The following is a 15,632-nucleotide window of genomic DNA, read 5'->3' on the forward strand; positions in this document are numbered from 1 at the left end:
CCGCATTTTGTTGGTAACGATGTTTCTATGCTGCAGACGCAGTTTCAGTGGCGGTGCCGTTTTTCAATGTTGGCGATAATGCGGGAGTGACACCATTAGGTAATCATCCGTAACAAAGTTTTTCATGGGGGAGGAGATAGGAGGATGAGGGAACGACTGAGGTAGGCAGAAGTTCCACTGTAAATACAAATACGTGATCTGCCTTGCAAATTTCGACCTGCATTATTGTGTCTGACACCACAGAATAGGCAGCAATGTTAAGTGAGTCACAATAACTCGTCGGGGGGCGTAGAGGGGGGGAGGATGATGGTGTATCCGGTTGTGACTCAATATGTCAGCGTAATGTTTTGGTCAGTGCAATAACTGGCTTGCAGCTCAACATTTTTTGCCACGCTGCCACCCCCTCCTCACTAAGTGATTCACGGCGATACGGGCCTGAAAGTAGGCTAAAGAATGACAGCTAATGATTCTCAAGAAAGTGAGTACCCACAAAATTGGATAAAAGGATTGGATTATGACTCGCAGCTTCACAAAATCCGGCATTGGTAAGACCGCACGTGTTTTGGCCCTTTCAGCGTTAACCACGTTGGTGCTCTCCTCCTCTGCTTTTGCCAAGATTGAAGAAGGTAAACTGGTTATCTGGATCAATGGCGATAAAGGCTATAACGGGTTGGCAGAAGTCGGTAAGAAATTCGAGAAAGATACCGGCATTAAAGTGACCATCGAGCACCCAGATAAATTGGAAGAGAAATTCCCGCAAGTGGCAGCAACGGGCGATGGCCCGGACATCATCTTCTGGGCCCATGACCGTTTTGGCGGCTACGCACAATCTGGCTTGCTGGCTGAGCTGCACCCATCGAAAGCCTTCCAGGACAAATTGTTCCCATTCACTTGGGATGCGGTTCGCTTTAATGGCAAGCTGATTGGTTACCCAGTGGCGGTCGAAGCACTGTCACTGATTTACAACAAAGATCTGGTAAAAGAAGCGCCGAAAACATGGGAAGAGATCCCTGCGCTGGACAAAACACTGCGTGCCAATGGCAAGAGTGCCATCATGTGGAACCTACAAGAACCCTACTTCACTTGGCCACTTATCGCCGCTGACGGTGGTTACGCCTTCAAATCTGAAAACGGTGTTTACGACGTGAAAAACGTCGGCGTGAACAATGCCGGTGCTAAAGCGGGCTTGCAATTTATCGTCGATCTGGTGAAAAACAAGCACATCAATGCGGATACGGATTACTCCATCGCTGAAGCTGCCTTTAACAAAGGTGAAACTGCGATGACCATCAATGGCCCATGGGCGTGGTCTAACATTGATAAGAGCAAAATCAACTACGGTGTGACTTTGCTGCCAACCTTCCATGGCCAGCCATCTAAACCTTTCGTTGGTGTTCTGACTGCCGGTATTAACGCCGCCAGCCCGAATAAAGAGCTCGCCACTGAATTCCTGGAAAACTACCTGATAACCGACCAAGGTCTGGCTGAAGTCAACAAAGACAAGCCACTGGGCGCGGTGGCATTGAAATCATTCCAAGAGCAGCTGGCAAAAGACCCACGTATTGCTGCGACCATGGATAACGCCACCAAAGGCGAAATCATGCCGAACATTCCACAAATGGCCGCCTTCTGGTATGCCACCCGCAGTGCGGTGTTGAACGCCATCACTGGGCGTCAGACGGTGGAAGCGGCACTGAACGATGCGGCAGCCCGTATCACCAAATAACAGTTTCACCTGCAAAAGGGGCACGGTTCGCTGTGCCCCACCCAGTTTTCAGTCGTTATGCTGTAACTCAATAGAATCACCAAATAGTCACAAAAGGGACCATTATGCAGTTATCCCACACCGAGTATCAAAGCCGTAAAAAGAAAATTGCCTGGTGGCAAAGTGATGTCCTTAAATGGCTGGTTATCAGCGTATTAAGTCTCTTCACCTGCTATTTGATCCTGTTGATGTATGCTCAAGGTGAATATCTTTTTGCCATCGTGACGCTGATTCTGGTGAGTTTGGGGCTGTATGTTTTTGCCAATCGCCGCGCTTATGCCTGGCGTTATGTTTATCCCGGCGTGGCTGGGATGGGGCTGTTTGTCCTGTTCCCCCTGATTTGTACCATCGCCATCGCTTTTACCAACTACAGTAGCACCAACCAACTGACCTTCGAACGCGCCCAATCCGTTTTGATGGACCGGCAGTTCCAAACCGGTAAAACCTTCACTTTTGGTCTTTATCCGAGCGATAACCAATGGCGCTTGCAACTGACCAATCCAGATGACAACACCGTCCTGATTTCCGAGCCGTTCAGCTTTGATGCTGTCGGTGAACATAAAGTTAACGTCACCCCTGCCAGCGCTGAACTGACGGGCGAACGCGCCTCCCTACGGATCATTACGCAGAATCGTCAGGCACTCGGTGGGTTAGTCGCTATCCTGCCGGAAGGTGGCGAACTGCGCATGAGTTCACTGCGGCAATTTGCCGCAACCAGCCCACTCTACACCTTGGGCACCGATGGCAAAGAACTGATCAACAAGCAGACTGGCGTTATCTATCGGCCTAATACCGACATCGGTTTCTATCAGGCCGTGAGTGCAGATGGACAGTGGGAAAATGAGAAACTCAGCCCCGGCTTTACCGTCACTATTGGCTGGAAAAACTTCCTACGGGTACTGCACGACGAAGGGATCCAGAAGCCCTTTATCTCGATCTTTATCTGGACCATCACCTTCTCGATACTGAGTGTCATCCTGACGGTTGCCGTCGGCATGGTGCTGGCTTGTGTAGTGCAATGGGATGCCCTGAAAGGCAAAGCCATCTATCGGGTGATGCTTATCTTGCCTTACGCCGTCCCTGCGTTTATCTCGATATTAATTTTTAAAGGGTTATTTAACCAAAGCTTCGGTGAAATCAACCTCATGCTAAACCACTTATTTGGCATTAAACCCGCTTGGTTCAGCGACCCGCTTACCGCTAAAAGCATGATTTTGATCGTCAATACCTGGCTCGGTTACCCCTATATGATGATTCTCTGTATGGGGCTGCTGAAAGCGATTCCTGATGACTTATATGAGGCATCAGCCATGGATGGTGCAGGGCCATTCCAGAACTTTTTCCGCATCACCTTTCCGCTGCTGATTAAGCCACTGACACCGCTGATGATTGCCAGTTTCGCCTTTAACTTTAATAACTTCGTGCTGATTCAGCTATTGACCAACGGTGGCCCAGATATGATTGGCACCAGCACGCCTGCGGGGTATACCGACTTGCTGGTCAACTATACCTATCGCGTCGCCTTTGAAGGCGGTGGCGGGCAGGACTTTGGTTTGGCAGCCGCCATCGCAACCCTGATTTTCATTCTGGTCGCCGCACTCGCGATACTGAATTTGAAAGCCAGCAAAATGAATTTTGACTAAGGAGGAGATGCAGATGGCTATGGTTCAACCTAAATCCCAGCGTTTGCGTCTATTGGGCGCTCACTCTCTGATGCTGTGCTTTATTGCGCTAATTATGTTCCCGCTGCTGATGGTTATTGCCATTTCGCTGCGGCCCGGCAACTTCGCCACCGGCAGCCTGATCCCTGATCAAGTTTCGTGGGAACACTGGCAGTTGGCGCTGGGTATGAGTGTGACCCATGCGGATGGCAGTACCACCCCACCGCCGTTCCCGGTGATGCTGTGGTTATGGAACTCCATCAAGATTGCGGTGATCACCGCGATGGGCATTGTGACGCTCTCCACCACTTGCGCCTATGCTTTTGCGCGGATGCGTTTTCGTGGCAAAAGTACCTTGCTCAAAGGCATGTTGATCTTCCAGATGTTCCCTGCGGTGCTGTCATTAGTGGCACTGTATGCCTTATTTGACCGCCTCGGGCAATATATGCCGTTCATCGGGTTGAATACCCATGGTGGGGTGATTTTTGCTTATATGGGCGGGATTGCGCTGCACGTCTGGACCATCAAAGGCTACTTCGAAACCATTGATAACTCACTGGAAGAAGCCGCTGCCTTGGACGGTGCCACCCCATGGCAAGCCTTCCGGCTGGTGTTGTTACCGCTGTCGGTGCCGATTTTAGCCGTGGTATTTATTCTGTCGTTTATTGCCGCCATCACTGAAGTTCCCGTCGCATCCTTGCTATTGCGGGATGTCGATAGCTACACCTTGGCGGTGGGAATGCAGCAATATCTGAATCCACAAAACTACCTGTGGGGCGACTTTGCCGCTGCCGCCGTGTTGTCCGCCATTCCAATCACCACCGTCTTCCTACTAGCACAGCGCTGGCTGGTAGGTGGCTTAACCGCCGGTGGGGTGAAGGGCTAACGTTTCTCGATCGTTTATGCCGCTGCATCACTTGTTGTACTTTAATCCTCTGGTACTGTGTCTTTAGGGCGGCCTTAATGGCCGCCATTTTTATGGGTCATTCTCGTTTCAGCCGCTCGGTATTCGCTAAATACAAGGTCACCACCAGCAATAAGATGGATGCGGAATAAATCAGCGTATCAATCGGGTTTTCATGATCGACAATGATCAGTCGGATAATGGCGGTGATGCCAATATAGATAAAATAGCGCAGCGGGAAGTGATAGCCCGACTCAAAATACTTAACAATCAAGGCGATAAATTCGAAATAGAGGAAGTAAATCACAATCCCCTCAATCAGCATGTAAGACGATGCCTCTTGATTATTCATGAATAACACTTTGCCAAGATGAAACGTTTCTTTGATCAGGAAAACCACCAAAATAGCGGCCAAAAAAATCAATCCCACATTCAACAACCGTTGTAGATTTTTAGCTATCCATTGCGAACGCGAATTCTTGGCCATAAATACCCCCATTTAACCTCGATAAAATTACCCGAGCCGAAAAAAAGCCCCTTACTGTGTAAGAGGCAATAAGCACGGGTCAAGGAGCTTAAGCTTGTCAGCTTAACGCCAGCTCTTGAAACGGTTAATCAACGCATTGGTTGAACTGTCATGGCTAGTGACATCTTTACCATCTGCCAACTCTGGCAAAATGCGGTTTGCCAGCTGTTTCCCCAGCTCTACACCCCATTGGTCGAAGGTGTAAATGTTCAGAATAATCCCTTGGGTGAAGATTTTGTGCTCATACAGCGCAATCAACGCCCCCAAACTGAACGGCGTGATTTCGCGCAGCAGGATGGAGTTCGTTGGGCGGTTACCTTCGAACACTTTAAATGGCGCAACATGAGCCACTTGCTCAGGGGTTTTACCGGCAGCGGCAAATTCAGCTTCAACCTCAGCCAGTGATTTACCAAACGCCAGAGCTTCGGTTTGCGCGAAGAAGTTGGACAGCAGCTTAGCGTGATGATCACTCAGCGGATTATGGCTGATTGCTGGAGCGATAAAGTCACAAGGAACCAATTTAGTACCCTGATGGATCAACTGATAGAACGCATGTTGACCGTTAGTGCCAGGCTCGCCCCAGATAATTGGGCCAGTCTGGTAATCAACCGGATGACCGTTACGATCCACATACTTACCGTTGGACTCCATATTGCCCTGCTGGAAGTAAGCTGGGAAACGGTGCATGTATTGGTCATAAGGCAGGATAGCTTCGGTTTCTGCGCCAAAGAAGTTGTTATACCAGATACCAATCAGCGCCAGCAGGATAGGCAGATTCTTCTCGGCAGGCGTTTCGGCAAAGTGTTTATCCATGGCATGTGCGCCAGAGAGCAGCTCTTCGAAGTGTTCAAAGCCCACAGACAACGCGATAGACAAACCGATGGCTGACCACAGGGAGTAACGGCCACCGACCCAATCCCAGAACTCAAACATATTGTTGGTATCAATACCAAACTCGCCGACCGCTTTCGCATTGGTGGACAGTGCCGCAAAGTGTTTCGCAACATGCTGCACATCTTCGGCGCTAGACAAGAACCAGTCGCGCGCGCTGTGGGCGTTGGTCATGGTCTCTTGGGTGGTGAAGGTTTTCGATGCCACCAGGAACAGTGTGGTTTCCGGGTTCAGCGGTTTCAACGTTTCGGCAATGTGTGTGCCATCGACGTTAGAAACGAAATGCATGTTCAGATGATTTTTGTAAGGGCGCAGCGCTTCAGTCACCATGTAAGGGCCGAGGTCTGAGCCACCGATGCCGATATTCACCACATCGGTAATTGCTTTACCGGTATAGCCTTTCCAATCGCCGCCGATCACGCGACTGCAGAACTGTTTCATCTTAGCCAGCACCGCATTCACTTCTGGCATCACATCTTTGCCATCCACCACAATTGGTGTGTTGCTGCGGTTACGCAGAGCAACATGCAACACGGCGCGATCTTCGGTACGGTTGATTTTCTCACCGGAGAACATGGACTTAATCGCACCAGCTAAATCAGTTTCTTTCGCCAGAGCTTGCAGCTTCTCCATGGTTTCGCTGGTAATGCGGTTCTTAGAGAAATCCACCAGCATTTGATCGTTAAAAGTGGCTGAAAACTTGCTGAAACGCTGGTCGTCCTTGGCAAACAGATCACGAATGGTGACGTCCTTCATCTGTTCAAAGTGTTGCTGTAACGCTTTCCAGGCAGCGGTTTGACTAGGATTGATATTTTTCATAGCGGCGCTCTTCTAGGCTTAAGGATAATGAAACGAATGGCCTAATTGTATCCTGTTCGGGTGTGATTGAGATCTCTTTTCTTGCGATAGGTGTTATCTCTCGAAACAACACTTGATCTCATCCCTGTTTTCTTGCTACGCCAGTTCGTGTTAGGACTTTCAATCTTAGCAGCCGCCCACATCTCAGCCAGTATCCAGTTAATTTAGTGATATGACGGGACTAATTATTAAAGATGAAAATACCTCATGGTCATATCGTTGACAGAGAGCCGATAACCCGTTATTCCTAAACACCTACTTGCGCACCAAGTGCGTAAGCCAGAAGAGGTGCGTCGCCCAGGTAGAGTGTCGGAGGAGCCGTGATCCGTTGAAGACACTCGAGGGGGAGCGACGCCGAGACACGGTGATTTCGGCAGTCAACGTGTCGACTACAGGGGCTGAATCCTCTGGGTTGTCACCAGTGCCGTTCCTTTCGGGCGGTCAACAAGGTGGAGCGCTTCTGGGTGTAACGTAGTGATATTTCTACGCCTGCCCCCTGACTTATCGCTCTTCCCTTGTGCCAAGGCGAATACAGATGACCACCCAAGATGGCATCCCTGACACGAGGTTTTTTAGATGATTTCCGCTATGCAACAACAGACTAACCGCACCCCTTCTGCAACCGTGGTCGCCAAATTTGGGGGCACCAGTGTGGCTGATTTTGATGCCATGAGCCGCAGCGCAGATGTGGTTTTATCGAACCCGGACGTTCGTTTGGTAATCCTGTCGGCTTCTGCCGGGATTACCAATCTGTTGGTCGCCCTTGCCGATGGCTGCGAGCCAGAACAACGCGAGCACCATTTGGATGAAATCCGCCGTATTCAAGACGCTATTCTCGCTAAGCTCGCCGATCCGGTGGTGATCCGTGAAGAGATTGATCGCATGCTGGAGAATATCGCCATGCTGTCTGAAGCCGCCAGTCTGGCGACCTCTGCGGCACTGACGGATGAGTTGGTCAGCCACGGCGAGTTAATGTCGACCCTGCTGTTTGTCGAACTGCTACGCCAGCGTCAAGTCGCAGTAGAGTGGTTTGATGTGCGTAAAATTATGCGAACCAATGACCGTTTTGGCCGCGCAGAACCGGATACCACGGTATTGGCTGAATTGGCCCAAACTCAGTTGGCCCCGCGCATTGAGCACGCCATTATCGTGACCCAAGGATTTATCGGCAGCGAAAACAAAGGCCGAACCACCACCCTTGGCCGTGGCGGCAGTGACTATACCGCCGCCCTGCTGGGCGAAGCGCTTAACGTCAGCCGCATTGATATCTGGACCGACGTGCCAGGGATTTACACCACTGACCCACGGGTGGTGCCAGCCGCAAAACGCATTGATAAAATTGCCTTTGAAGAGGCTGCTGAAATGGCGACCTTTGGTGCCAAAGTGCTGCATCCAGCCACCCTATTACCGGCAGTACGCAGCGACATCCCAGTGTTTGTCGGCTCAAGCAAAGATCCCGCCGCGGGTGGCACCTTGGTGTGCAACGAAACCGAAAATCCACCGCTGTTCCGTGCCTTGGCGCTGCGTCGCAATCAGACGTTGGTGACCCTGCATAGCCTGAACATGCTACATGCTCGTGGTTTTCTGGCTGAAGTATTTAACATTCTGGCGCGCCACAATATTTCCGTGGATTTGATCACCACCTCAGAAGTGAGTGTGGCACTGACATTGGATACTACAGGCTCGACATCAACGGCAGGTAGCCTGCTAACCACCTCGCTGCTAACTGAGCTATCCTCCCTCTGTCGGGTGGAAGTGGAAGAGGGTCTGGCATTGGTGGCGATTATCGGCAACAACCTGTCACAGTCCTGCGGTGTGGGCAAAGAGGTGTTTGGCGTGCTCGACCCATTCAATATTCGCATGATTTGCTACGGGGCCAGCAGCCATAATCTCTGCTTCCTGATTCCGGGCAGTGATGCCGAAAAAGTGGTGCAAACGCTGCATCACAATTTGTTTGAATAATGACAACAACCACAATATAGCGTTATGACAAACTGGGCGATTTCGTCCGGTTTGTTATATATCTGACACTAACGATTAAGGATTCTCACCTCATATTGGTAAAAATCCTCCGCTTGCTCCCCGCACCTCCCATCGCAAAAAAAACAACCGAATAACACCCGGCATTAGCCTGAATATATTTTAATTAAATCTGAATTTAGTCATTTGGTGCAATATTAATATTAAAATATCATTATCTTTTCCTCCCTCCTGAATATCCCTTAATTCCGCTATTCGCCTGCCGCTCTTATTTATCAGGGACGGTAATTGTGCTGCCCGTAAATTTGACGCAAGGACGGAGAAGGCTAAGCCGGCCCATCGAGTTATACCCGAATAAATGGGTATGACAGATCAAAAGGGTACATCTGGCCATGACACTCCCCCATCAGACATCATGATCAAAAAACGCACTGTATTATGGTTTTTATTGAGCACGGGCGCTCAGGCTAACACGGCTCCGCTAGCAGATATCCCCAACCCCATTGATGAATCACGCCAAAACTTACAAAACAGCAGCAATGAGATTAATCAATTAATAGAAGAGCGCCGCCGGGCACAACTTAAACAGCCCGAATACATAACAGACGCTGAGAACAATGCGCCAGAACTAGAAAATATCGAACAATGCCTGCCTATCAACGGTGTTTATATTCAGGGTATTACCTTATTAACCCCCGCGGATTTAAATAATCTAACCGCCCTACCTGAACAATGTATTGGCAGTGAAAATGTCAATCTGTTGGCTCGCGAGCTAACTCATATTTATCTAACGAAAGGCTATATCACCGCACGTGTCCAGTTTATACCACCTAATGCCGAGGGGGCGCTGGGCTTGGATGTCACCGAGGGATTTATTGAGGAATTTGAAAGTGATGACCCGGAATTAGACGGAGAAAAACTATTCCCAAATATGATCGGTAAGCCGCTGAATATTAGCCAACTGGACCAAGGGCTAGATCAAGCCAACCGTTTACCGTCGAACAAAGTCACCGTGGATATCTTGCCAGGAACCCTACCGGGAGGGTCAATTCTCAAACTCAGTAATATCCGCTCACAACCTTGGCATCTGACCACATCACTCGATAATTACGGTAATGAACATACTGGAAAATGGTTGAGCCGCAATACGTTCTCTTTTGATAACCCTCTTGGGTTGTCAGACTCCATTAGTTTGAATATCACTGGCACCACCGATAGTCCGAAAAAAAATCATAGCCGCGCATACTCACTGTTTTATTCCGTACCCTACGGTGCATTAACCTTCAGTGGTTTTGGCAGTTATTCCGAATACCTTTACCCAGTTAAATTGCAGTTTAATACCATCGAATTGCAAGGTAACACTCAGCAACATGGTTTACGCACGGATTATGTATTCTATCGTGACCAGGACCAAATCAATGGCTTAAGTGCTCAGCTAACCTATAAGCAGGCTGAGAACTATCTTGATGACCAGAAAATTTCAGTCAGCAGCCCAACTCTAACGGTATTTGAACTGGGTGTTAATCACCTGCAAATCTTACCAACCGGTATATTCAACGTTAACTTCAGCATTGAGCAAGGATTAACATTGCTGGGTGCCGACCAAAATCTGTCAGCCAGTTATCAGGATAGCCAATTTTCCAAAGCTAAGCTCGCCATCACTTCTAACCAATATTTCAAATTATTTGATGATTTTTATCTGTTTAGCAATCAGTTCTATGGTCAATACACCCATGACCGTCTACCGGGTACCGAGTGGATCAGCATTACCGATAGCAGCGCTATTCGTGGTTTCAGTCGCAATACCCTCTCTGCTGATAATGGTTGGTACTTGCAAAATACGCTATCGCACAACATCGCTTTGGGTGATATCACCCTAACACCGCGTTTAGGCTTTGATATCGGTCGCATTCAGCAACAACAGCAAAATTGGGCCAGCGCAATGGGCATCAGCGCCGGAGCCAGTATCAATTATCACGATTTTAAATTGGATATTGAGGTCAATCGTGGCCGGTTATTGTCTGTCACCTCACCGATAAAAGACCCGACACAAATTCTGGCGCGTTTTTCCTATTCCTTTTAATTAATTCGCCGCCAATTTTCAGCATTTTTACCAACACTAGAATGTAAATATAACTGGAGATATAAAGTGAAAAAAAATAAGTTCAAGCTCTCTCCCGCAGGTAAATTGGCGGCCGCTATCGGTATTATTTCAGTTTCAATTGCCACCTGTTATGCCGCTGGGATGGTCGGTGCTGGTGATAATGCCCATCGACCTGATCTCAGCAAACAGATGGGGAAAGATATTATTAATATCGTAAAACCCTCTGCGTCAGGATTATCCCATAACCAATTCCAGGAATTTAATGTGAATCGACCTGGTGCTGTATTTAACAACTCAACGACGGGGGGAGAGTCACAACTTGCCGGTCAGTTATCAGCTAACTCAAACCTCAATGGTCAGGCCGCCAACATTATTCTTAACGAAGTCGTTGGTCGTAACCCATCATTGTTAATGGGCAAGCAGGAAGTTTTTGGTATGGCGGCTGATTATGTATTGGCTAACCCTAATGGCATTAGTTGCTTTGGTTGTGGCTTTATTAATACTAACCGTACCTCACTCGTCGTTGGTAATCCGCTAGTTGAACAAGGTGTATTACAAAGTTTTAATACTGCCAATAGTGGCAATAAACGTTTGAATATGATGGGCTCCGTCACGACTAACGGCATATTGGATTTAATCGCGCCGATGATTTATAGCGAAGCCGATATTACTGCGGGTGAAATCAATGCGCTATCTGGCCACAACCGAGTCTCCGCAGATGGCAAACTGATACAAGCCATCAATAAAAATGCAACCAAACTGGATAGTAGCTATTTAGGGGGAATGAAAGCTGGACGTATTAATTTAGTCAGCACCAGTGAAGGCAGTGGCGTAAAAATCAGCGGTAATTTGAGTGCAGCGCAAGCCATTGCGACCTCAATTGCGGGTAATCTTGATTTACAGGCGGCTAATTTACAGGGTAATGATATTAATCTTAAAGCCAATAGTATCCGTGCATCCGGGAATCTCCAAGAGTATAAAAACGGAAACAACACCACGCAAAGTCTGCAACAAACCAAACTGACAGGTAAAAATATTACGCTCGTTGCTAATAAGAGAAATCATCTCACAGCAACAGAAATCAAGGGTGACAATATTTCGCTCCAGGGTGGGGATATTCTGCTAGATACCTTAACACTGACCAATAGCCAAACCAATGAATCATCTGAGGGTGGAAAGGGCGTTCTTGGCCTTGGCAAATGGAATAAATCGGAAAGTAATAGGAATATACAACAAAAAAACATTGGTACTTCTATCATTGGTGAAAATAATATATCTCTAATATCAACAGATGTAGATATAAAACTATCAGGCTCAGCGATAAAAGCAGGCAAGAATCTTTCGTTCAAAGCCAAGAAAGACCTACAACTGGAAGGTGCAATTACGGAGGATTTGAGCCACAACAAAGGTCATGATTATGCCCATCTTTCTAAAGATATAACCTGGGATAACAAATCAGCCTCCCAAGACCTGCACAAAACCACACTTCAGGCAGGTGGAAATCTGGGCCTAACGGCAGGAGGAAAAGTCACTACCCGTGCTGCTCACGCATCGGCCGGTAATGATTTACTGATCACGGCCAACGAAGTACAGATCAATGTACAAAAAACTATAAATCAGAAAAAAACAAGCGGAAGAAACGAACAAAACTTGGGGTTAGGCGGTATTGACCACAACAATAACGATAAAAATGCGGAAACCAGTCACCGCTCCGAAATAACGGCAAACGGCAATATTCTTATTACTGGCAATAAAGGTGTCGCCATTACCGGCAGCAAAGTAAAAGCCGCTAAAGATGGTTATGTCCAAGCGGAGCAAGGTGGTATTAAGATTGATAATGCTATCAGCACCACCACCACTAAAATTGATGAGCGTACTGGGGTTGCCTTTAATATTACTGGCAGTTCCCATAAAGCGAATAACAGTGATGAAAAAATTACCGGTAGTGAGTTGGCGTCAGAAGCCAATCTAAAAATAGTGAGTAAAGATAATGTCGATGTGATTGGCAGCCTGGTAAAAAGTGCTGGCGAACTGGGCATTGAAACACTCGGTGAAATCAATGTTAAGGCCGCAGTAGAGCAGCAGAAAATTGATGAGCAAAAAACGCAGTTAATTATTGAAGGCTTTACCAGTGATGATGATAAAAATCAGTATAAGGCGGGGATAAAACTCGAGCATACCAGTGAAAGTGAAAAAATGGACAGAGTCACACATCATGGTGCAACCCTTGAAGGGGGGTCAATAAAACTGGAGGCCGATAAAGATATTACGTTCACCGGTTCAACTATTGTAACCACCCAAGGCGATGCGGATATTAAAGGTGAAAACGTCTCATTCGTGGCAGCACAAGACACCCTCACCAGCAATAAAGAGAAAGAGACCATCGGTATTGATGCCCACTATACCGGCGGGATGGATAAAGCGGGTAGTGGTGCAAATGTCAGTTATGAAGAGACCCAAACAACCGCCGATAATTCAACCGCGGTGGTATCTGGCTCACAGGTAGCGGGCAACCTGAATATCACTGCCTCTAAAGACGTCACCAATCAAGGAAGCGACCATAAAGTGGATGGTGCTTATCAAGTACAGGGCGAAAATATCCAGAACCTGGCAGCAGAGAACCGCGAGAAAACCAATACCACCACCACCCAGATTGATGTCGGTTATGGTGCCAATATTGACTATAGTAAGGTTACCCGCCCTGTTGAAGATGTCATAAAAAATGTACAAGATGAAAATATTGGCGGCATGATGGAAGCGACAGACAACATCGGTACACCTGACGTCGGGATAGATCTCTATGCCAAAGGGAGTACCAAAGAGACCACGTTCAATAACACCCAATCGGTCGGGACATCAATACAAGGCGGCAGCATCGTGCTTAGCGCCACCGATGAAGTCAAAGATCAAGGGACAAAATATCAGGCAGATAAAGGGTCAATTACCCTGAATGCAGGCAGCCATATTTCAGAGGCCGCTGTTAATCGTGTTGAGCAACAAACTAAAGAGACCTTTGGTGAAGCAGACATTCGGGTTGCTACCAGTACAGGCAGTGATATTTCCGTTGATGGTAAGGGGAAAGGTGGATCTAAAAATCATCGCGTCAACGGTGAGATTGCGCAGGTTGGCAGCATGAATGCCACTAATGGTATCAATATTAACGTGAGTAACGATGCGACTTATCAAGGCACCAATATCAACGCAGGAACCGGGAAAACAACGATCAATGCAGGCGGTAATGTTCACTTTGATCAAGCGACCCATCTTGCCAGTGAAAACCACAATAACGTTGATGCCGATGCCAAAATCAATTTCGGCACGACTCCTGGCAACAAAGAGTTTGGCGCGGGATTAGGTGGTGGTAACAGTCAGGGGCAAAACAACATGTCTATTGCCCAAGTCAGCAATATTCAGGGAGAGCAAGGCGTTGAACTGAACGCAGGGCAGGATCTGACACTGACTGGCACATCATTTGGCAGCAAGGAAAAGCCCACTGGCGATATTCTGCTCACGGCAGGCGGGAAAGTGGATATGCAAGCCGCACAATCACACTCATCCAAACAAGATATGACTTGGTCAGCTAGCGCCAATGCAAGTGCTAGTAAAAGTAGCAGTAAAGAAAAAAATGGCAAAGGTCTGGGGGCTGGGTTGGAAGTCAAGGTCGAGAACACCGATGAATCTGTCACTAAACATCAGGGAAGCGTTATCAATAGTAATGGGACCTTGACGATAAAAGTGGACAGTAATGATGAACAAGCTATTCATCTACAGAACGCCAATATCACTAGCCAGAAAACTGTTCTGACAGCCAACAATGGTGGCATCTTACTGGAGTCAGCGCAGGATAAAGAGCACAAAAATAACTGGGGCGTTAACATCGCTGCGAATGCGAGTCAGAACACCTCCGTCAATAAGGATGACAAAGGCATAGTTGATAGAAATAGCCGCGAGAAGATACATGATATCGGCGCAAAATTAGCTGTTGGCGTTGATAAACTGGACTCTATCACCCAACAAAATACCCAGATCAACAGCTCTGACGTTGTTCTGAACAGTGCAAAAGATACCGAGCTGGCTGGCGCTATCATCGCCGCTAATAATATTAATGGCACTATTGGCGGTGACCTAAAAGTCCAAAGTCGTACCGATGAGCTGTACAAAACCAATGTCAATGTCGCACTGGGTGCCGGCCACAGTAACGGCAAGCAAGACAGCATGATTAACCAGTTAGCCAGTGCCAGCCCGATTGGTGAAGATAAAATCAAGAAAAAATTAGATACAAAGTCCAACAAATTGTTCGACAAGGTCAAAAAACAATATGACCAGATCTCAAGCAAATTCACCACCAAAGAAGAGGATAACGTCAAACTCGTCAGCTATACCAACGACGGAAAAAAAGTGACATTAGACGAATCAAAGGATGAAGAAGAAACCAAAGATAAATGGTGGCAAAAAGGCGCGAAAAACGTCGGGAAGAAAGTCAAAAGTAACGTTCAGGAAGATCAGGTCAAAGGGGGGAGTGGGAGTGCCAAAATTGATGTTAACGTGGTTGAGAACAACGCCGTTGAGGCACAATCAGCCATTAGCGGTAAGCAGAGTGTCAACCTAAACGTTAAGGGTAAAACGCATTTGATTGGTGGAGAAATATCCAATAAAAACAGTGATGTTTCGTTGAAAACCAATGGCCTTGAGTTACAAGATATTGAGGGTAAACACACCGAAGGCGGGGCCAGAGTGAGTGGTTCTTCCTCCTTCGCCGGTGTTATTGGGGATGGTTTCAGCGACATTACAGACGGCAAAATACCGCTGATCAGCGCTCAGGGTGGCTCTGAGCAAAAAAATGCAGTCTCGGGGATAACGCGAGGCTAAAACTCCCCCCTAATCCCGCTAAACGCGGATTAAAAAAGGAGGTCTCCATTGCTGGTGACCTCCTTTTTCTTTTA

The 15,632-nt window shown here is 47.6% G+C and carries 8 protein-coding genes and 1 riboswitch; of the genes, 6 read left to right on the forward strand and 2 right to left on the reverse strand.

Features of this window, described 5'->3' with window-relative positions; all coding sequences use genetic code 11:
• Positions 1 to 514 precede the first annotated feature (514 nt).
• From malE to malG, 3 genes are all read left to right on the forward strand, one after another.
• Positions 515 to 1,726: a maltose/maltodextrin ABC transporter substrate-binding protein MalE gene (gene malE / locus ACZ76_RS07280; RefSeq protein WP_005271231.1), complete on the forward strand. Its 1,212-nt coding sequence runs from the start codon at positions 515 to 517 to the stop codon at positions 1,724 to 1,726.
• A gap of 104 nt (positions 1,727 to 1,830) precedes the next feature.
• Positions 1,831 to 3,408 carry a maltose ABC transporter permease MalF gene (gene malF / locus ACZ76_RS07285; protein ID WP_048618135.1) on the forward strand — a complete coding sequence of 526 codons (1,578 nt, stop codon included), beginning with the start codon at positions 1,831 to 1,833 and terminating at the stop codon, positions 3,406 to 3,408.
• 13 nt (positions 3,409 to 3,421) lie between these two features.
• Complete coding sequence (gene malG, locus ACZ76_RS07290) at positions 3,422 to 4,312, forward strand: maltose ABC transporter permease MalG (RefSeq protein WP_048620230.1); 891 nt, start codon at positions 3,422 to 3,424, stop codon at positions 4,310 to 4,312.
• Between the two features lie 97 nt (positions 4,313 to 4,409).
• On the opposite strand, the gene psiE is transcribed toward malG, so the two are convergent.
• Together psiE and pgi are read right to left on the reverse strand one after the other, a co-directional pair.
• On the reverse strand, positions 4,410 to 4,817 hold the full coding sequence (gene psiE, locus ACZ76_RS07295; protein ID WP_048618137.1) for a phosphate-starvation-inducible protein PsiE: 408 nt from the start codon (positions 4,815 to 4,817) through the stop codon (positions 4,410 to 4,412).
• A 102-nt stretch (positions 4,818 to 4,919) separates the two neighbouring features.
• On the reverse strand, positions 4,920 to 6,566 hold the full coding sequence (pgi, locus tag ACZ76_RS07300) for a glucose-6-phosphate isomerase (RefSeq protein ID WP_048618139.1): 1,647 nt from the start codon (positions 6,564 to 6,566) through the stop codon (positions 4,920 to 4,922).
• 314 nt (positions 6,567 to 6,880) lie between these two features.
• Positions 6,881 to 7,073, forward strand: a riboswitch (Lysine riboswitch).
• A 108-nt stretch (positions 7,074 to 7,181) separates the two neighbouring features.
• Between pgi and lysC the strand changes: the two genes are divergently transcribed.
• From lysC to ACZ76_RS07315, 3 genes are all read left to right on the forward strand, one after another.
• A complete protein-coding gene (gene lysC / locus ACZ76_RS07305) occupies positions 7,182 to 8,567 on the forward strand; it encodes a lysine-sensitive aspartokinase 3 (protein WP_048618141.1) in 1,386 nt (461 codons plus the stop codon).
• 433 nt (positions 8,568 to 9,000) lie between these two features.
• Entirely contained in the window at positions 9,001 to 10,668 is a 1,668-nt protein-coding gene (locus ACZ76_RS07310) for a ShlB/FhaC/HecB family hemolysin secretion/activation protein (protein WP_048618143.1), read from the forward strand.
• A gap of 66 nt (positions 10,669 to 10,734) precedes the next feature.
• Positions 10,735 to 15,558, forward strand: a complete 4,824-nt coding sequence (locus ACZ76_RS07315) for a hemagglutinin repeat-containing protein (protein ID WP_048618145.1) — start codon at positions 10,735 to 10,737, stop codon at positions 15,556 to 15,558.
• Positions 15,559 to 15,632 lie beyond the last annotated feature (74 nt).

It is taken from the genome of Yersinia aleksiciae (genome assembly GCF_001047675.1).
Taxonomy (GTDB): Bacteria; Pseudomonadota; Gammaproteobacteria; order Enterobacterales; family Enterobacteriaceae; genus Yersinia; species Yersinia aleksiciae.

Coding starts and splice junctions, on each gene's coding strand:
- lysC (WP_048618141.1), top strand. CDS start 7,182: ATGATTTCCGCTATGCAACAACAGACTAACCGCACCCCTTCTGCAACC.
- ACZ76_RS07310 (WP_048618143.1), top strand. CDS start 9,001: ATGATCAAAAAACGCACTGTATTATGGTTTTTATTGAGCACGGGCGCT.
- malE (WP_005271231.1), top strand. CDS start 515: ATGACTCGCAGCTTCACAAAATCCGGCATTGGTAAGACCGCACGTGTT.
- psiE (WP_048618137.1), bottom strand. CDS start 4,817: ATGGCCAAGAATTCGCGTTCGCAATGGATAGCTAAAAATCTACAACGG.
- malG (WP_048620230.1), top strand. CDS start 3,422: ATGGCTATGGTTCAACCTAAATCCCAGCGTTTGCGTCTATTGGGCGCT.
- pgi (WP_048618139.1), bottom strand. CDS start 6,566: ATGAAAAATATCAATCCTAGTCAAACCGCTGCCTGGAAAGCGTTACAG.
- malF (WP_048618135.1), top strand. CDS start 1,831: ATGCAGTTATCCCACACCGAGTATCAAAGCCGTAAAAAGAAAATTGCC.